This is a genomic window from Tenacibaculum maritimum NCIMB 2154 (assembly GCF_900119795.1).
Taxonomy (GTDB): domain Bacteria; phylum Bacteroidota; class Bacteroidia; order Flavobacteriales; family Flavobacteriaceae; genus Polaribacter; species Polaribacter maritimus.
This window is the reverse complement of sequence record NZ_LT634361.1, coordinates 2,073,469-2,092,597: the sequence shown is the minus strand read 5'-3', so window position 1 is coordinate 2,092,597 and position 19,129 is coordinate 2,073,469. Positions and strand designations below refer to the sequence as shown.

Genomic DNA, 19,129 nt, shown 5'->3' with positions numbered 1-19,129 from the left:
ATGGAAGAGCGTATTGTTTTAGTAAGTTTCTTTTTACTTTTTATTGTAAAAAAGAAACAAGTTGCTCCAGCAACAAGAGCTCGCTCAAAGCAGGAGAAGCAACCCGTAAGGAAGTTTCCAAATACAGATATGGTATATCATTTTCATCCTATTGGCTTTGTTAATCAAATGAGGCTTATTTCAGGGGAAGGTGGAAACGGAGATTGTCCAGAACTCGTTTGGGGTAAAAAAGTTTCTTGTGAATTTAGAAAACGAGTAGTTCAAATATCTAAACGCCTTGAATGTGATCCGAATCATTTGATGGCTGCAATGGCACTGGAGACTGGTGGGAAATTTAATCCTAGTATTGATAATGGTCTTGCAAAGGATGCAGATGGTATCGGATATGTAGGATTGATTCAATTTGGTAATCTTGCAATTAAAGAACTAAATAAGAATTACTTTATATATAAAGCAAAAATTACAAAGAGAGATTTAAAGAACATGACTGCCGAAGATCAATTATGCTATGTGGAATGTTTTTTATCTCGGCATAAAGGTAAACTAAAAACATTAGCAGATTTTTATTTAGCTATTTTGTGGCCTACAGCTGTAGGGCGTGGAAATGAACCAGACTATATTGTTTTTGATGACGATGCCATTGGAGATAAAAAAAGTGCTTACCATAAAAACCCTACTTTTCATAGAGAAGAAGATAAGTTTAAAAAAAATAGTAAAGGAAAAGTTTATGAAAGACATGGCAAAGTTGGAGGAAAAACGTATATTTGGGAAATAGCTGAAGCCATACAAGAATGGTATGATAAAGGAATTCCTGAGACCAATACTTCAAATGATTGTAAGCCTTGCGCTTGTGAACATAAATGTATTGATTTAACAGATAAGGTTGTTTGGATATCTCAATTTAATAAAAGTGAAAAAAAGAATGGGAAAATGCAAACAGACGGTTGTTGGAGAACTTCTCAAAAATTATTGATGAGTGCAGGACTTGGTAAAACCTCTGGTTATAAAACAGGGATGATTATGACTGCTTTGGAGGATGACAAGCATACTGAGTTAAAATTAACCGCTAAAACAAAAGAAGGTGTTGAATATATCGACAGTCAGTTAGAAAAAGGAAATCCTGTATTGGTTGGTTTAGATCATACAGTAAATTATAGGCATAATGGAAAAATAATTAATGCAAATCCTGATCTGGGAGATCCAGGAACTACAGATCATTATGTTGTTATAGTTGGCAGAGGCTGTGAAGACAATAAAACATATTATAGGTTTTACGAAGTTGGTACTAGTTGGTTGCATTATGGACAACATGCTAGTAATAAGTTGTTTTTAGGAGATGATTATTCTTTAAAAGGATCTCCTGCACACAATAAAGGGAAAGAATATACAGTAAGTCAAGTAAGAAAAAACTAAATGAGAAAAGTATTATATTTAATAGGTTTAAGTATTGTTATAACTAGTTGTTATAGAAAACAACAGACTAATAATGCAAATTCAGAGAGTAAAGTTAACAATGATTTAGTTTATGAGAATAAAAACCTTACAACAGGTAAAGAGTATTTTTCTAAACAAGAAGAATTTGAAAAGTTTATTTCTTCAAAGAGATGGGTTGATTTAGCAGATGAAACTCCTTGTCATGAGTATGCTAGAAGCATTACAATTAAAGATGGGTATTTTCATGAATACAATGGAGTTGAACCTTCAAAATGTAAAATCGAAAATGTAAAGCAACTTGATTCAAAAACTTTAGAAATAACAATCGAAGAAAACTGTAATTATGGAAATGTATTTAAAGTAGAAATTCTTGATTACGATCGAAGCTTAGTTAAATGGACAATTTTTAAGGGGCAAATATTTAATGCAAAGCCTTACGATATTGTTTGTAATGGTTCGGATAATTATAAGGAAGATGATCTTACATCGAAAGAAAGTAGCTTTACCAAAAAATGGGAAGGGTTTTATAAATTTTCAGACGCTAAAGAGGATGAAGATTGGAGAGAAGGTAAACATTACGATTTATATATTTCGTTAGATTCAGTTAATTTAAAAAGCTATGGTTATCAATATGTTAGATACAAAAAAAGTTATGCAATAGAAAAAGAAGGTTGTTTATTTATTTACAGCCAAGAGCCTGATGAAGAGTTGTTATTAAAGCTTATTATTAAAGATAACGAATACATTGCTACTTCTTTAATTGATAGAAAAGGAGAATTTAGGGTTTTAAAAAAGAATTAATCCAGTTGCGCGAAGTCTCCTGACTTAGTGGGATTGATATAAATTTTGGTTCTGAGTTTGATGAAAAATGGAAGAGCGTATTGTTTTAGTAAGTTTCTTTTTACTTTTTATTGTAAAAAAGAAACAAGTTGCTCCAGCAACAAGAGCTTGCTCAAAGCAGGAGAAGCAACCCGTAAGGAAGTTTCCAAATACAGATATGGTATATCATTTTCATCCTATTGGCTTTGTTAATCAAATGAGGCTTATGTTCCCGCAGGGGAATGGAGAGTGTAAATGTGAAGCTAGAGTAAGAGCATTTTTAAGAGTTATACAATGGGCAGAAGGAACAGAAAAAAGTGGAGATTTAGGATATAAAACATTATATAGTCATGAAACCTTTAATGATTATAGCACACATCCTGATAATAAAATTACAGCAGGTAAATATACTTCTTCTGCGGCAGGAGCGTATCAAATTATGGGGTTTACCCATAAAAGATTATCAGGGTATAAATTAATTAAAAAGAAAAATCTAAAAGGGCAAACATATTATGTTGCTTCTGATGATTATAAAGAATCTAGGGATTTAATTAAAAAATACAATATACCTGATTTTTCACCAGAATCTCAGGATAAATTAGCAGTTATAATTCTAAAACATTATAGAAAAGGTATCTTGGACTTAATAATAGAAGATAAAGAAATATTAAAAGCGTGTAAGGATTACGCAAGTAATGAGTGGGCAAGTTTACCCCCTTCTCAACACGGTCAAGGTGTTAAATCTAGAAGAGATGTTGCGGAAAGGTATAGAAAATATTATTTAGAAGAGCTAGAAGGTAAATCACCGTTATATTTAAAAGAAGGTTTTTTAAAAGAATTAGGCATTACTGCTAAGTCCAATGAACTCTATACAGGGACGAGTTCATTAGGTAAAAAAGCTATAGATTTAAGAGAAAAAGTAGTATTTCATGAACAAGGAGGAGGGCCTAGTTGTAATGATACTTGTAGAGCAATTTTAGCGCAGCTTGGTTTAAAACCAGAAGGAGGATCTTCTTCCCCTTCACCTTTAAGAAAGAAAAAAGGATGTTACTATCAGTTAGCAGAAGAAAATACTAGTAGAGACGATTTTGTTTATTATGAAGATAAATTTAAAGAATCTATTGTATTTGTTGATAGTGAGTTAGAAAAAGGAAATCTTATTATGGTCGGTGTTGATCATACATTTAAATACAGAAAGTTTGGAAAAATAAATGAAGACACTACAGATCATTATGTTTTAATTATTGGGAGGAGTATTTTAGAAGGTGAAATTGTGTATAATTACTGGGATGTAGGTACATATAATGGAGGTAAAGGAGATTATTATTTTAGTGTGGAAAGTAATAGATTTGTGTCTAACTCTAGAGGTAAAAGGTATATAATGACACAGGTTAGAAAAAATTATAAAATTTAAATATATGAAAGTTTATTTTTTTCTTAGTCTGTTTTTATTGATTTCATGTAAGAAGGAAAATACAGATTCAAAGAACAAAGAGAACCGTGATTTTGTAAATCAGAAAACAGCTTTAGTTATAGATCAAAATCAGACTACTAAGAACCCTTTTTCATATGAAAATTTGATAGGTAAAACTTTTTTTGAAGTATTAAAGGTGAATAACGAGTATTATTATGTATATCAAGACTTTACCTTCGATATGAATCATCGTGTGTTTATGTTTGATAAAACAAAAATAAAACACTTAGATCCTGTAGAGTGGGTAGATTATAATGTATTAAAAACAGAAACTCTTTCAGACAAGATAAAGGTAAAGATATCTTATCCAAGTGGAGTTCAAAGAGATTTGTATTTTAAATATAGTAAGAGTGACAATACTTTAAGGTTTTCAGAAAACCCCGATTTTCTTGAGAGCATTGTTTTATTTGATAAATCAAAAAAAGATTTAGTTAAGTATAAGTCTATAAAACAGCCTAAAATAAGTTTTGATTCAAATGTAAGTATTACAAAAGCTTCAGGAAGTTGGTTTATAGATTGTGAAAATTTAAGAGAGTATTATGCGACTTTATCAATAGATCCAGAGCAAAAAGGAGCTTTCTTTATGCCTTTTGATCAAGAAGATTTTTTTATACCATGTGCTTATAAATTAACAGAAAATAGCTTGGTTTTAAAATTGCATCCAGATGCCTCTAAAACGAAATTTGTTGATTGGAATAAATATTCTAAAGATAGTATTATAGGTCATTTTGGTTTTGATACTAATAATAAAGCTAAATTATATTGGTACGGTGTTTATAATAAAGAGAAAAAGAAAAGAGATTATCGAAAAATAATATTTAATCAAGGTGAGAATGAGGACGGTATAGAGTCTCCTATGATTCTTGAAAAATGCGATTAATTAGTACACAGACACCAATACGTCTAGTAACTGCACTTGTGACAAAGATTGTTCATGTACTAAGTGTATAGATCTTACTGATAAGGGAGAAATAAAAGACGCTATACATAACGCTAGGGTAAAGCAATGGGAAGCGTATGATAAATATCTTGGGGAAGAGTTAGCAGGACAATCAGATTTACATTTAGAACCTGGGTTTTTAAAAAAGTTTGGAATTAAAGAGCCTGAAGCGCAAGAATTGATAGAAAATAAAAAGGAAGGGCTTGATTTAAATAAAGCAATTGAAGGATTAAATAAAAGAGCAGGAGCTAATGATACAGCTGTAGGTAAATGTGCTAAATATGTTAGATGGGCATTAGAAAATGGAGGAATGAAAACATGGGGAGCAACTGAAATTGAACAAAGGCCTAATTATGCGTGTAATTATGGCCCATTTTTACTTCATAAAGGATTTATAGAAGTGTCTAATGGAGATTATAAAAAAGGAGATATAGTTGTTATAGAATCTTTTTCAGGGCACAAAGCTGGTCATATACAGATGTATAATGGTAAAAACTGGGTTTCTGATTTTATTCAGAACTATTTTTATCCTGGTAGAGCCTACAGGAAAGCAGAACCAAATTATAAAACTTACCGATGGGAATAAATACAGATTTTAAACTTTTAGTTATTTCTTTTTTTGCGTTTTTCATAATTTCATGTAAAGGCAATCAAAAAAATGATAATGGGCATTCCGACGATACTTCAATTGTAAAAAAGGAATTGAAAGATCAGTTTTCTAAAACTGATCAAATTGATTTTATAAAAAGCTTTTACACAAAGTATTTGAGAGATTTGAATGAGTATACTAATACATGTGTATTTAGGGAATATTTATCTGAGGAATTAATTAATGTTCTCAATAAATTAGATTATAATGCAATTATTGACGCTCAAGATTATGGCAAATTTGATTTAAATACATTAAAAGTTTTAAAAACCAAAAAAATAGATATTTATAGAGTTTCATTTATCAATATGAATAAAGAAGTACTTACTGACGTTAAAATTGTTTCAAGAGGTAATTCATGTATAATAACAGAGCTTACTAATGATCAATACACAATTCCTACGGACTTTAACAAAAATAATTCTATAAACGAAGATGAATTTACTTATTATCTTTTTAAATATCGAACAAAGCCAGATGATCCAATGGATGCTCTAAAGTACAGAATAGAATACATTGATAATGATATTGTTGTTATTAACATGGATTCTCGTAATGATTCATTTGAATATGAATGTTTACAAAAAAAGTCTCAAAAAGGAGTGGAACTTCATTATAAGAAGAATACAGGAATAAATGAATTTACAGGAGATAGAAGCAAGCCTTTAATGAAAATATACAAAAAAGGAGATGATTTTTATGCTACCAGTCCTCTTATTGAAGATGGTAAAGAGATTAAGCTAAAAGAAGAAGAATAAAAATACTCTGCTACACGAAACCACCTGCTAGTTCAGGAAAAAATATAAATCCAATAATTACAGCTAGTCAAAAGGATAGTTCAGTGTTAAAAGTATTAGATTTTGAATTAGGAATAAAATATTTAGATCAACAACTAGATAATAAAAAACCTATTATTGTGGGGTTAGATGACGGTAGAAATGAAAAGTATAATTCGGATAAAACAACTGAACACTTTCTAGTGATTGTTGGTAAAGGTTGTGAAAATGGAAATAAATATTACAGGTATTTTGATGTCGGAACTAAACATTTATCAAAAGGTACAAAAGAGACAAACAGATTATTTATAAAAGAATCAGAACAACTAATACAAGGAAAACATCCAGATGGTAAAAAAACTTATACAGTCGCACAAGTGCGCAGGAATTAAACTTTTTGTAATATTAACTTTTTTAGCGTGTAAAAATAGTGTAACTTCTAAAGTCAATTATAAACAAACAGTTTATGGTGTATGGCATAAATTGACTAAAAACACAAAAGGAGATTTCATAGTTTATAAACCATGTGATGCCTTAAATACAAGTATTTCAGTTAAACAAGATATAAATAGTATCATTGTCAATTATGGCATAGAAAGTCAAACTTATAATTATACCTCTATTGTCCAAGAAGGTCGGGAGGTGGAATTTCAAGGTGTTAAATCTTTTGGTAAGTCATTAGTAAATATTAGTTTAAAATTTGAAAAAGGTATTGGTGTTTGGCACTTACCAAATAACTTTACAGTTGTTACCACCAAAGAATTAAATAACTACAAAGTTGTTGAAGAAAATTGTAATGATGATAAGATAACTTTACAAGATCAAATAAACGAATATCAAAAGCTTGGTTACTCGCTTATCAAAAAATATTTATACGATATAAACGGTGACAATAAAAAAGATGCATTTCTTTTATTAAAAGGAGAAAAGATGGATAATAACTTATTGTCTATATTAATTAACGGTGATGATGGCTTTAATATATGGAGACAAAGTGTAAAAGTTTTATCAAGTGTAAATTCGGACAGTTGTCCTACTGAGGGGTTTAATGATTTAATATTCGAAAATAATTATTTCACTATAGAGGAATCAATTTGTGATGGATGGATGTTTGTTGACAATTATATTACATTTGAGTATGACGAATCTACTGATGAGATATACTTATATAGTCAAAAATTCTCTTATACTGATAGACGAAACCCCAATAAAGAATTGCCAAAGAAGATGTATACCAAACAAGAATTTGGTAAGATAACATTTAAACAATTTGATAACAAAAATATTAGTTGGATGAAATAGCTGGCTCAAAACATAATCCAAGAGTACTCGAATATCATGCATCTGCTGGTCATACTGGTAGTAATATAAGCGATGATAAGAAATGGGCTTGGTGTTCTTCTTTTGCTTGTTGGGTATTTACACAATCAAAAGAATATACAGGAAAGATAACGGCTAAAGCAACTAATTGGAAAAATTGGGGTAAAGCAGATTCAAGAGACAAACCTATTTATGGTTCCTTAGCTGTTATAGATTGGGGTGAAAATGATGATGGTAGAGGACATGTTGGCTTTGTTGTAAATGTAGAGGGTAATGATGTTTATTTACTAGGAGGAAATCAAACAGGTGGTGATAAAACAACAAATGGTAAAGTATGTGTATCTAGATATGATAAATCTGTGATAGACTATTTTAGAATACCTGAAAATTATACTCCTGAAAATAAAGATTACGAATATGATGATATTAAAAACACCAACCTTAGCTTTGAGACATTATCTAGTACTCGCTAACTTAATCTTAACTCTCTTTGCATCTTGTAAAAAACAAGTAAAAATCGATAACTCAATTTTAGAAAAAGTAGAGAATACAATTCGACTTGAAGATATATTGGGAGACGAATACAACGATAAAAAATTAATTAAACAAATTGATTTTGAAAACAATGGTAAAAAACTAAATTCTTATTTTTTCTTGAAGGAACAAGGAGAAATCGGAACAAGTGGTTTTTTAAAGGAATTAGATGTTTTAATTTATGAAAATAAAAACTTAATAGACAAATATTCTTTTGAAAATCAAAGTCCTTTATGCGATTTAAAAGTTCCTACTAAAGAAATAAAGATACTCAGCCAAGAGAAAAATCAAATTTTATATTTTCCGATAGTACACAGTTGTGATGGTGAAGAACCAGAATTGTTAAAGATTAATATTTGGAATAATAAGAAAATAAGTTTTGATATTGATATTCCTACCTATTTTCAAAATGCAGAAAGTAAGATAGAATTTGCTGAAAGTATAGCTGCAATTAACTTTGTGTCTAATGAAATAAAGGAAAATGCTCACAGGTTAATTTATGAAAAAACAAAAATTGATCTTTCTAAAATTAAATTTGAAAAGACAAGTAAGGTAGATGCAGAAAATCCCAAATTATTTACAAGTACAGATATAAATAATATAAAATTCTTTTTAAATAACCCCTCAAAAGAAAATTTTTCAAAGTATTTTAAAAATAAAGAGAATATTAGTCTAGACTTTATAATCAGTTATATAAAGAGTAGAGATTGTTTAAATCAAAATATAATGATTAATAAAATTAATGATAACACGGATAAATTGAAATGTGAGATTTATTGTTATTATAATTTATCACAAGAAGAAACGGACGATGGAGAATTGAGCGAAGAAACTTTATACGTTTATTTTAATAAAATCAATGGAAGAATTTACTTAAACAAATTAGAATCTGAAGGAAGATAAAACTGGTAGTGTAGTCTCAACCTCAATTACCTTTGCAGATGGAACAGATGCAGTTACAGTTTTACATGAAAGTAAATCAGGAAAAGAGTTTATTGCTCGTTATGGAGAAGTTGAGGACTCCGCAGTAAAAGTAAAGCAAGATGATAGCATTATTCAAGGTCAATTAATAGGGGAAACAGGTTTTTTAAGAGCATGGCATAAAGGAGTTGTTAAAGGATTCGATATTTTCATGTTGCATTTAGAAATATATGATGGCTCTCAGGGTTTCGACTTGAAAAAACAATTATCTAATACTATTCGACCATTTAAAAGGAGATCTGATTTAATTGATGGTATCGATATTTTTAAAGAAATTTGGTTATGATTGTTATACTACAGAAAACACAATTGATGAATCGGAGAGTTGTGGTAAATCAGATATTGACCTTAGACCTTTTATACCAAGGCAAACACAAATGAGTCCTGATTTATTTGGTTGGAAATCTAGACAACAAACTTCTTGTTATGGAGCTTCCATAGAATTATTGAAATATGGCGGAATTAAAAACGGAGGAAAATTAGGTAAAAAAATAGAGCTTAAAAATTCTTATGGTTTTAATGATTACAGTAATGTAATCCAAACTGCAATTGAGCAAAATAATTCTATAATAATACTTGATGATGGAACAAAAAAAGCTATCGAGTATTTAGATCAAGAATTAGAAAAAGGAAACCCCATATTAGTTGGTGTTCGCCATACATATAAAAAAATAAAAAAGACAAAAGGGTTTAAATACGAGCAAAATCATGATAAATCTACTGATCATTTTGTAATTATAGTAGGTCGTGGTTATGAAAATGAAAAAAGATATTTTCTTTTTTATGAAGTAGGGACAAGCTATTCAGACAAAGGACAACATGATGATAATAGATTGTATATAAATGATAATTGGTCAATTACAGGAATACCGCTGTAAGCTTCCCTACAAACCGAACTGTTTAAAAGTATAAAAAAAAGTATTAAATTTAAACAGTAATTATGAGGAAAAGTAAATTTAGCCCCCAGCAAATCGCAAAGATTTTAAAGGAATACGAAAACGGTAGAACCGTAGAAGCAATTTCCAGAGAACATGGAGTTAGTTCGGCAACATTTTATAAATGGCGTAGTAAATACGCAGGTATGAATGTTAAAGAGCTCAAACGTCTAAAGGAATTAGAGGAAGAAAATCGAAAATTAAAGCAAATGTATGCTACTCTTGCATTAGATCACCAAATGGCAAAGGAGATTATCGAAAAAAAGCTTTAAAGCCTTGCGTTAAGCGCTCCTTAAGTATTGACCTTTCTCATTACGGCATAAGCAGGGCATGTCGGGTTTTAAAAATGAGTAAAAGCGTATATTATTATAAGCCAAAATTACAAGACGATACACCAATTGAATTAGCCTTAAAACAAAAGGCTATTGACCATTGTGAGGAAGGATTTTGGAAAGCTTATAAACGACTACGCAATGAAGGGAATCCATGGAATCACAAGCGAGTTCATCGAGTTTATGTAGCACTAGGTTTACCACTGAGAAGGAAGGTGAAGAAACGTTTGCCAGCAAGAATAAAAGAACCTTTAATAGTTCCTACAGAACTCAACCAAACTTGGAGTATGGATTTTGTAACAGATGTATTAGAGAATAAAAAAAGATTTAGAGGCTTTACTATCATAGATGATTTTAATAGAGAGGCTTTACATATAGAAGTAGATTTTTCGTTACCTAGTAATAGAATAGTTTACGTTTTAAATCATCTGTTAAAACGTAAAGGTAAACCACAAAAGATACGTATGGATAATGGTCCGGAATTTATAGCTAATTTAACCGCTACTTGGAGTGCTATGCATGAAATTGATTTTAAATATATAGAACCAGTAAAACCCACACAAAATGCTTTTATAGAACGTTTTAACGGTTCATATAGACGAGGGGTTTTAAATAAATATATTTTTGAAAACATTCATCAAGTCAGAGAGCAAACCCAGATATGGATGCACGATTATAATAATTTTAGACCGCATGATGCTTTGGACGATATGGCTCCAATCCCGTATGCGAAACAACATTGTGTCGCTGCCGCTGGGCGCATTTTAAAACAGGATTGACATAAAAAAATATAATGAAAAATGTCAATCCTGTTTTAAAACGTAAAATTCATATATTTGGATTAATAATCAGTTCGAAAAAGGGGAAGCCTACACCGCAACATAACCTAACTAGAACTTATACATTAACTCAAATCAGAGGTAACAAAACCAATGGAAACTTCAAATAATATGAATAGATTAGTTTTCTCACTTATATTACTTTTTACGATAATATCTTGTAAAAATAATGCTCAAGAGAATAAGAAAAGTTTGTTGAATAATAAGCAAAAAATATTAAAAGGCTTGCCTGATGATATTGCTAACAAAACATGGATATATATCCATAGTAATCCTGAATATGATAAGTATAACACCTATAAAAATATACTAGATTATAATGCAGGAAATTCAATTAAAACAGAAAAGAATCTTTTTCATACAGTACTTGATGTTTATGAAACATATTATTTTGAAATACCATTTGATTCTGTAACCTTAATTAATAATACATATCAGATAAATTTTAAGCATTCAGAAATAGATTATGCAAAGTTTAAATGGTTGAATAAAAATAAAGGGGTTGGAGAATGGGAGATAAGATATTTAAGATATTTTGATGGAGTTGATAGTATTGTTAGGAATAAAAGTGTTGTAAAAAGTTTTGTAACTAAAGGTAATTTTCCAGAACCTAAAAAAGAAAAAGTTGTCATAAAAGAAGATGAAATTATAAATTCGAATGTTTATTCTGAATTGATAGATGATTTACCAATAGAAGGAAATTTTTCGTGTGAGTATAAAGACGGAGAAGAAGTGCACAGTGGAGCTTATTTGAAAATATCAAATAAAGATTATGAAGTTGAAAATGTATCAGATAATACTACTGAAATATTTAGAAATGATATAGAAATAAAAATAGAAGATGTTCTGTATCTTCAATGCGATGCTAGAAAAATAAAGTCATCATCTAATAAATATGCTTTGTTTTACAAAACTTTTTATACTAAATATGAGCCACCTATGGAATCACGGCATTATTCAAAAACACATCCCATTGCAGAAATTGAAATATTAGATAACAATACTATAAAAAAGAAATGGTTAGGTGTTTATAATAAAAGAACGAACAAAGTTGAGAGTATAGATGGTTACTTCGATTGGGATGATCAATATTGTAACATCATTAAAAGAGTAAATTAAGTACCCTGCTAGCGTGAGCATCTCTCAGGTACAAATAAGTAATAATATAGTTGGACTACCTATTTCTAGTCAATTAAAATGGAAGAGCGTATTGTTTTAGTAAGTTTCTTTTTACTTTTTATTGTAAAAAAGAAACAAGTTGCTCCAGCAACAAGAGCTCGCTCAAAGCAGGAGAAGCAACCCGTAAGGAAGTTTCCAAATACAGATATGGTATATCATTTTCATCCTATTGGCTTTGTTAATCATATGAAATTGATTTATGGAGGAGGCAATGGTTTAGGAGTTTGCTATGGAGAGGCAAGAGTTAGAGCATTTATGAGAATGCTTCGAATAGGCGAAGGTACTAAAGATGAAAAAGGATACGAGAGAATTGTTGGAGGTACTCATTTTAGCGACCATGGTAAAGATTTTAGCGGTCATCCAAATGTAAAAGTATATATATCAAGTATTGAAGATTATTCTTATGCTGCTGGTGCTTATCAGATTACACAAAAAAATTGGAATGATACCCCTTTTGTAAATTGGAGAAAGAAAAAAGGATTGTCAGATTTTTCACCTGAAAGTCAGGATAAATATTGTCTTTACTTATTGGCAGATAAAAAAAAGTCTTTAGACTTAATTAAACAAGGAGACATTACAGAAGCTATTAGAAAATGTAGAAAAGAGTGGGCTAGCTTACCTGGTTCTGGTCACGGACAAAGGGAAGAAAATTTATTTGAAATATTAGCTGAATATACTAAATACTATAAAGAAGAATTAAATGGTATTACTACTCTAAAAATGCCTTGGGGAACAGCTAAACAACTTGGCTACGATTGTTGTAGTGATGATGATAATGATACTAGTTGTGGTAAAGAAAATATTGATTTATCAAATAGGGTACCTTGGATGAGTCAATTCAATAAAGATGAAGCGGGAAATAGAGAAGGGTGTTTTAGAACTTCTAAAAAACTTTTGATGAAGTCAGGTTTACCTGATTCTTCAGGAAAGAATATTAATCCTATCCTTATAGTAACAGAGGATTCAGAAGCTAAAACAATTTCTATTAATAATCAAAATGCAATAAAAGGAATAGAATATATAGATTCTGAATTAGAGAAAGGAAATCCAGTTCTAGTTGGTTTACATTATAACTTCACATTTAAGAAAAATACAGATAAAACTACGGATCACTTTTTTATTATTAAAGGCAGAGGCTGTGAGAATAATAAAAGATATTTTAGTTTTTATGAAGTAGGAACTAATTATGGAGATAAAGGAATTCATCCTATGAATAAATTATTTTTAGAAGAAGATAATACTTTAAGAGGTACATCTAAATATAAGCCTAGTCATAAATATATTGTTTCACAAGTAAGAAAAAATTAACATGAATTTTATAAAAATAATTTTATTAATAGTTACGTTTTTACTGTCGCTATCCTGTTGTAAAAACAGACAAAAAGAATCTTCTGCATTAACTAATAATTTTAAGTTTAAAACTTTTATTGAAGTTTCTAAGAAAAAAGGAGAGTTTATTATATACAAACCATGTGATGGACCAACCAGAAAACTTAAATGGAATGCAAAAAACGAACTAGAAATCATTGAAGTAGTTGAAGACTTGAAAAAGAAAATATCATATACGGAAGAATTTAGAGATGGTTTCCGAATCTATTATGGAAATGGAGATTATTATGATTTCAGAATCTTTGATAAAGAAAAAAGGGTTTATAAAGTGACATGCAAAAGGAAAGATAATTTTTCCAATAAGAATTGGGGCATCCCTCCTTTTGTAGTAGATTTGGATAATTCCAAGTCATTTAGACTCTTAAAACAACCTTGTTTAGAATGTTATACAGAGGAGCAATGCATTGCACTTGGTGAAATGACCAACAAAAAAAAGTCAAAAGCAGAAAAAAACTATGAAAAAAACACAAAAGTTAACTATAAAATTTTTGAATTAAATATTGGTAAAAGAGAGATAAATTTAGAAATACCCATACCATCTGGTTATGATAAACTTCCAAAAAATATTGAAGCATATAAATTAAATGGTGACTCAGGAAGTTTTTTATTTGTTATTGGAGAGCGTGAATGTGATGGATGCCCGTTTTTTGTTTCTACTCATAATACAGAAGGAGAGTTGTTAAGTTACTCATATCAAATCAAAAAATCTGGTGAACGACGCATAATAGCTTCTAAAGGTAAAAATTTGGTTATTTTTGAAAAATACGGTATTACTAATCAGGAGATTAATATTCAGATGAATAACCCTAAAGTGACTAAATACAAAATAAAAAATTAGTTCTGCTTCCTATACAGCTATTCTATCTAAAAGTGTTTTGAAAGTTTGTAATTACTACAGATCATTTTGTATTGATTGTTGGAAGAAAATGTTTAAACGGAAAAGTTATATATCCATATTGGGATGTGGGTACTTTTAGAGGAGCACAAGAAAAATATAGATTTAAGTTAGTTGATGGTTATAAATTAATAAATGAAGATGTTAATGCAGGAGGAGGAAAAGACGGAAGAAAATTCACAGTTACTCAAATTGCACGTGCTACCAAAGAAAATAGATTAACTTTAATTCAATTAAATAAGAAAGACTAACTATGAAATTATTTGAAAATTCAATATTCTTTTTTTTGAATATTGTCACTTTAATGCTAGTAAGTTGTAGTAGTAAAGGGCAGCAAGTTGATTTACATAAAAAAAATTATGAGTTTATTAATTTGACGAAACGTCAAAATAAATTAATTATTTACAAGCCTTGTGATGCTAATGTCGAAAAAATAATTATAAGAAAAGATACTTTAATAATAACTACTCATCAAGATGGTGTTTATAAAAAAGCAATTCTAAAAAAAGAGAGAATAAACGAAAGTGAATTTTTGATAACATACAATTTAACAGAAGATAGACCTGATACAGTTCGTTTGAAGAAAGAAAAACAATTATGGAATATTGATGGAAGTTTATTTGTTGAAAGTAAATTGAAACAAAATTATAAATATATTGAGCAACCTTGTATTGAGTGCTTTTCTAAAGAGGAGTGTGATGATTTTGGAAAGAATGATTCAGTGGAACGGCGAAAATTGGGTTTCTGATTTTGTTCAAAAAACTCTTTATCCAGTGAATGCCTACAGAAAAGCAAAGCCAAATTATAAAATATACAGATGGGAATAAACAAAATATTAAAATCTCTAATAATTTTTCTATTTGCACTTTTCATTGTTGCATGTAAACAGAAGGTAAAAAAAGAGAATGCCACCGACGTTGTAGCTACACAAAAAGCTGAAGTAAAAAAGGAAGAGACAGCTCAAATAGAAGAGCAAGTCTCTCAAAACAACCCAATTAATTTAGTAAGAGGTTTTTACACTTCGTATTTGACTGAAATCAATAATGCTACATTCAATTATAATCTTAACAAATACTTATCTCAAGATTTGATTAAATATATAAATAGAATAGATGACGGAAACTTAATAATTGATGCGCAAGATTATGAGATATTTGATTTGAATACTTTAAAAGTTTCTACAACGCAAAAAGATGATGTGTTTAAAGTGCAATTTATTAATATGGGGCATGAAACTGTAATATATGCTAGAGTTAAATCGGTTGATGGCGGTTATAAGATCGTAAATCTTGATAGTAATTTTGAGAAAGCAAATATTGATATTGTTTTTTCAGAACTGAAAACACATGAATATACCTACTATAAATTAATTTATTATATAAAACCTTCAGAAGAACCAAGAATAGGCATCACATATACCTTAGAAGATTTTGATGAAAACAACGTTGTCTTTAGAAAAAGTAGTTATGATGAAGAGTTCGCCTATTTATGTGCTAAGAAAGTAACTGAAAACGGTCTTAAACTTTATTACAAAGAGCCTTTAGATTATGAAGCATACACAGGCGATACTAGCAAATCATTAATTACCATTTATAAAAAAGGAGATGATTTTTATGCTACCAGTCCTCTTATTGAAGATGGTAAAGAGATTAAGCTAAAAGAAGAAGAATAAAAATACTCTGCTACACGAAACCTCCCGACTTAAGATTTCGTTATTGATAAGATCTATGAGTACAATTCCGCAAGCTGGTGGAATGGAGATATGGTGTAAGGCTAAAGCAGATCAACGTCCAGGCTCTGCAAAAGATTATGGTCCATTTTTATTACATAAAGGTTTCAAAGAGGTCTCTGCAGGGAATTATCAAAAAGGCGATATATCAGTTATCGAAAGTTATTACAAATAATCCTCACGGTCATATAGCCATGTGGAACGGCGAAAATTGGGTTTCTGATTTTGTTCAAAAAACTCTTTATCCAGGGAATGCCTACAGAAAAGCAAAGCCAAATTATAAAATATACAGATGGGAATAAATAGAATATTTAAATTTTTAATTGTATTTATCTTTATATCTTCTTTTTTATCATGTAAAGGAGGTACTAAAAACAATAAAGATGTCTTAATAGATAATAGATCAGTACTTAATGTAGAAAAAAATGATAATTCTATTGATAATATCCAAGCAAGAATAGAGATTAAAGATTTTATTCTTGAATTTTATACAAAGTACATTAAGTATTTAGAAGACCCATTAAATGAAGAATCAATAGATTATGAATTTTATCTAACAAAAGATTTAATTAATGAAATAAACAAAGTTAAAGGGTATGACTACATAATAAATGCCCAAGATTCTACTGTAGAATGGTTGAAAACACTAAAAGTAGAGGATACCGATAAAAATAACGTTTATAGTGTATCTCGTGAGAAAGGTTATTATGATAGTGATGACAATATAATTTATGTTACTGTCATAGAGAAAGAAAAATTAAAAATATCAAAGATAAGCAGTTCTTTAAATGGCCAATCTAAACCTTCAACTCTAGAGGTCAACGAACAAGAAGGTGAGTATAAATATTACTCTTTTGATTACGTAATAAACCCTGGAGATCGTATTAATGAGACAAGTTATATTATAGAATATTTAGAAGAAGAATATATTGTTTTTCAAATGATGGGTTATGAAGGCGAGTTTGATTATAAATGTAGACAAGTTAGAACAAACGAAGGTGTTTTGCTTTATTATATAGAGGCTGAGGACGATGATGAATATAAAGGCGATAAAAGTAAACCACTCGCTAGAATATATAAAAAAGGAGAAGACTTTTACGCTAAAAGTTCGCTTATAGATAACGGTAAGGAAGTTAAATTAAAAGAAGTAGAAAGTAGGTATTAACGCAACAAGAGCTCGCTCAAAGCAGGATAAACAACCTGTAAGGAAGTTTCCAAATACAGATATGGTATATCATTTTCATCCTATTGGCTTTATCAATCATATGAAACTTAACAATTATAGACCTAAAAATTATACAAAACAATTATAATGAAAAGAATAGTAGTATTTCTAATAATATATGTTTTCTTGTTTTGTAAAGGACAAACTGAACCTAAAGTAGTAACATCATCATTTGAGTACTTATCAGAAGAAGTGTTAAAAGTAAAAACCAAAGAAGAATTACGTTTAATTAGAAATGAAATTTTTGCTCGTAAAGGTTATGTTTTTAAAAGTGAAGACCTAAATACGTATTATAAAACCAAGTCTTGGTATAAACCTGACTCTACTATAGAAGTCACTTTATCAGATAAAGAGCAAAGCTATATTGGTAAGGTAAAACATTTCGAAACCCAATTTACTTTAAAAGAGAATAAGAACTGCTTATATTATTTCGGTCTAAATAAAATAGACTTTTTTCCATTAACAAATGATAAACTTTTAAGCGGTAAATATGTAGATGATTTAGAAAAGTTTAAACTTAAAAATTTAAATGAGGTCGTTGAAGGTAATCTTTGTGGAGGAGGAAGTGTATGGGATATCATGCATTATGAAACCATAAAATATCGATTGCTATTTTATACTTGTGATAGTGATAATTTATACATGAAAATGGCAATCATTGACAACGGCCAAACAAAAGAGTTTATTCAACTTTATGGTTCTTCCCTGGCATTAGATGGGGATAGTGTTACAACTGGTTATCATGATATAGGTTTTAAGTTAGATCATGATGATTTAGAAGTTTATAAAATTTTCAAAATCTGGGATGAAGAAAACAGTACGGAAGACAATATGTATCCAGTTAAAGAAATTCGAAAAGAAGTAACTAAATACAAGCTTACGGATCAGGGATTGGTAGAGCAATAGAGGTAAGAAAATATAAACGATATGATTAATCCAGTTAGTTGCGCGAAGTCTCCTGACTTAGTGGGATTGATATAAATTTTGGTTCTGGGTTTGATGAAAAATGGAAGAGCGTATTGTTTTAGTAAGTTTCTTTTTACTTTTTATTGTAAAAAAGAAACAAGTTGTTCTAGCAACAAGAGCTCGCTCAAAGCAGGATAAACAACCTGTAAGGAAGTTTCCAAATACAGATATGGTATGCTAATAAAACAAAACCATTCTCTCTTAGTTATTTTAAGGGAGAATGGTATTTAGTCATTATACGATACAATTTATAATTTTGGTGTAATGGTTTGCCAATGCGATGATCAGCCCTAAGCAAGTACCAATCATAGCGATAGCTACTCCAATGGCAATAGCGCCCCATAGAGGTAACCAAGAGATTGCTGCGGCTGAAATGATTAAGATACAACAAACAATTAATAGTCCATGAATAAGCTTTACACTAGCTTTAATTTTGTGAAACAAACTTAAGCACTTATCATTGTTACTTTGATACAAACATTCAAGCAATTTTGGTAACTCATCTAGTAGCTTCCATATATTTCCTCTAGCTCCTAACGCCATCGCAAAAGAAAGTGACATTAATCCTACAGAAGCTGCTGTAGTCCAAATAGCGAGATTTGCTATAAGTCCTAGTATAGCAAAAGTTAAAGACAAGGAAAGTATTCCTATAGTAACAAAAATAGCTGTTCGTTGATTTTTTGCAATTGTTTTACACATAATAAAAAAGTTGG

General features: G+C 29.8%; 23 protein-coding genes. 22 read left to right on the top strand and 1 reads right to left on the bottom strand.

Annotated features, from left to right (window positions below; translation table 11 throughout):
- The 22 genes from MARIT_RS09320 (at position 1) to MARIT_RS09225 (ending at position 18,356) form a co-directional block, all read left to right on the top strand.
- Positions 1–1,413: a hypothetical protein gene (locus MARIT_RS09320; protein WP_100211364.1), complete on the top strand. Its 1,413-nt coding sequence runs from the start codon at positions 1–3 to the stop codon at positions 1,411–1,413.
- Positions 1,414–2,235 carry a hypothetical protein gene (locus tag MARIT_RS09315; protein WP_100211363.1) on the top strand — a complete coding sequence of 274 codons (822 nt, stop codon included), beginning with the start codon at positions 1,414–1,416 and terminating at the stop codon, positions 2,233–2,235.
- A 67-nt stretch (positions 2,236–2,302) separates the two neighbouring features.
- Positions 2,303–3,667, top strand: coding sequence for a glycoside hydrolase family 24 protein (locus MARIT_RS09310; protein WP_100211362.1), 1,365 nt, complete (start codon positions 2,303–2,305; stop codon positions 3,665–3,667).
- A 4-nt stretch (positions 3,668–3,671) separates the two neighbouring features.
- Positions 3,672–4,607 (top strand): hypothetical protein, encoded by a 936-nt coding sequence (locus MARIT_RS09305; RefSeq protein ID WP_157926236.1) that lies wholly within the window; start codon positions 3,672–3,674, stop codon positions 4,605–4,607.
- 238 nt (positions 4,608–4,845) lie between these two features.
- Positions 4,846–5,253, top strand: coding sequence for a hypothetical protein (locus MARIT_RS09300; protein ID WP_197706274.1), 408 nt, complete (start codon positions 4,846–4,848; stop codon positions 5,251–5,253).
- Positions 5,244–6,074, top strand: coding sequence for a hypothetical protein (locus tag MARIT_RS09295; RefSeq protein ID WP_100211360.1), 831 nt, complete (start codon positions 5,244–5,246; stop codon positions 6,072–6,074). The genes MARIT_RS09300 and MARIT_RS09295 overlap by 10 nt, the downstream gene beginning before the upstream one ends.
- 83 nt (positions 6,075–6,157) lie before the next feature.
- Positions 6,158–6,484, top strand: a complete 327-nt coding sequence (locus MARIT_RS09290) for a hypothetical protein (protein ID WP_100211359.1) — start codon at positions 6,158–6,160, stop codon at positions 6,482–6,484.
- Positions 6,485–6,575: 91 nt separating this feature from the next.
- Positions 6,576–7,394 (top strand): hypothetical protein, encoded by an 819-nt coding sequence (locus MARIT_RS09285; protein ID WP_136438397.1) that lies wholly within the window; start codon positions 6,576–6,578, stop codon positions 7,392–7,394.
- The gene (locus MARIT_RS09280; protein WP_100211357.1) at positions 7,382–7,885 is read left to right on the top strand and encodes a CHAP domain-containing protein; all 504 of its coding nucleotides are present in this window, start codon (positions 7,382–7,384) and stop codon (positions 7,883–7,885) included. The genes MARIT_RS09285 and MARIT_RS09280 overlap by 13 nt, the downstream gene beginning before the upstream one ends.
- A complete protein-coding gene (locus tag MARIT_RS09275; RefSeq protein ID WP_157926235.1) occupies positions 7,830–8,849 on the top strand; it encodes a hypothetical protein in 1,020 nt (339 codons plus the stop codon). The genes MARIT_RS09280 and MARIT_RS09275 overlap by 56 nt, the downstream gene beginning before the upstream one ends.
- A gap of 329 nt (positions 8,850–9,178) precedes the next feature.
- Positions 9,179–9,805 carry a hypothetical protein gene (locus tag MARIT_RS09270; RefSeq protein ID WP_100211355.1) on the top strand — a complete coding sequence of 209 codons (627 nt, stop codon included), beginning with the start codon at positions 9,179–9,181 and terminating at the stop codon, positions 9,803–9,805.
- Positions 9,806–9,867: 62 nt separating this feature from the next.
- Positions 9,868–10,973, top strand: a protein-coding gene (locus MARIT_RS09265) for an IS3 family transposase (protein WP_100211354.1) whose coding sequence is annotated in 2 segments (ribosomal slippage) — positions 9,868–10,129 and positions 10,129–10,973 — 1,107 coding nt in all. Because the reading frame shifts where the segments join, the coding sequence is not laid out codon by codon here.
- A gap of 14 nt (positions 10,974–10,987) precedes the next feature.
- Positions 10,988–11,143 carry a hypothetical protein gene (locus MARIT_RS15610; protein WP_162288612.1) on the top strand — a complete coding sequence of 52 codons (156 nt, stop codon included), beginning with the start codon at positions 10,988–10,990 and terminating at the stop codon, positions 11,141–11,143.
- Positions 11,127–12,152 (top strand): hypothetical protein, encoded by a 1,026-nt coding sequence (locus MARIT_RS09260; RefSeq protein ID WP_024739998.1) that lies wholly within the window; start codon positions 11,127–11,129, stop codon positions 12,150–12,152. Before MARIT_RS15610 ends, MARIT_RS09260 begins: the two co-directional genes overlap by 17 nt.
- Positions 12,153–12,230: 78 nt before the next feature.
- Positions 12,231–13,520: a glycoside hydrolase family 24 protein gene (locus tag MARIT_RS09255; protein WP_100211353.1), complete on the top strand. Its 1,290-nt coding sequence runs from the start codon at positions 12,231–12,233 to the stop codon at positions 13,518–13,520.
- Position 13,521: 1 nt separating this feature from the next.
- Complete coding sequence (locus tag MARIT_RS09250; protein WP_100211352.1) at positions 13,522–14,439, top strand: hypothetical protein; 918 nt, start codon at positions 13,522–13,524, stop codon at positions 14,437–14,439.
- A 71-nt stretch (positions 14,440–14,510) separates the two neighbouring features.
- Complete coding sequence (locus MARIT_RS09245) at positions 14,511–14,747, top strand: hypothetical protein (protein WP_100211351.1); 237 nt, start codon at positions 14,511–14,513, stop codon at positions 14,745–14,747.
- Between the two features lie 2 nt (positions 14,748–14,749).
- Positions 14,750–15,244 (top strand): hypothetical protein, encoded by a 495-nt coding sequence (locus tag MARIT_RS09240; RefSeq protein WP_100211350.1) that lies wholly within the window; start codon positions 14,750–14,752, stop codon positions 15,242–15,244.
- A 69-nt stretch (positions 15,245–15,313) separates the two neighbouring features.
- On the top strand, positions 15,314–16,168 hold the full coding sequence (locus MARIT_RS09235) for a hypothetical protein (RefSeq protein WP_100211349.1): 855 nt from the start codon (positions 15,314–15,316) through the stop codon (positions 16,166–16,168).
- Between the two features lie 55 nt (positions 16,169–16,223).
- Positions 16,224–16,400, top strand: coding sequence for a hypothetical protein (locus tag MARIT_RS15495; RefSeq protein ID WP_157926234.1), 177 nt, complete (start codon positions 16,224–16,226; stop codon positions 16,398–16,400).
- 117 nt (positions 16,401–16,517) lie between these two features.
- Positions 16,518–17,390 (top strand): hypothetical protein, encoded by an 873-nt coding sequence (locus MARIT_RS09230; protein ID WP_100211348.1) that lies wholly within the window; start codon positions 16,518–16,520, stop codon positions 17,388–17,390.
- A gap of 147 nt (positions 17,391–17,537) precedes the next feature.
- On the top strand, positions 17,538–18,356 hold the full coding sequence (locus MARIT_RS09225; RefSeq protein ID WP_100211347.1) for a YARHG domain-containing protein: 819 nt from the start codon (positions 17,538–17,540) through the stop codon (positions 18,354–18,356).
- A gap of 294 nt (positions 18,357–18,650) precedes the next feature.
- Here MARIT_RS09225 and MARIT_RS09220 read toward each other — a convergent pair whose 3' ends face one another.
- Positions 18,651–19,115 carry a hypothetical protein gene (locus MARIT_RS09220; RefSeq protein ID WP_024739990.1) on the bottom strand — a complete coding sequence of 155 codons (465 nt, stop codon included), beginning with the start codon at positions 19,113–19,115 and terminating at the stop codon, positions 18,651–18,653.
- Positions 19,116–19,129 lie beyond the last annotated feature (14 nt).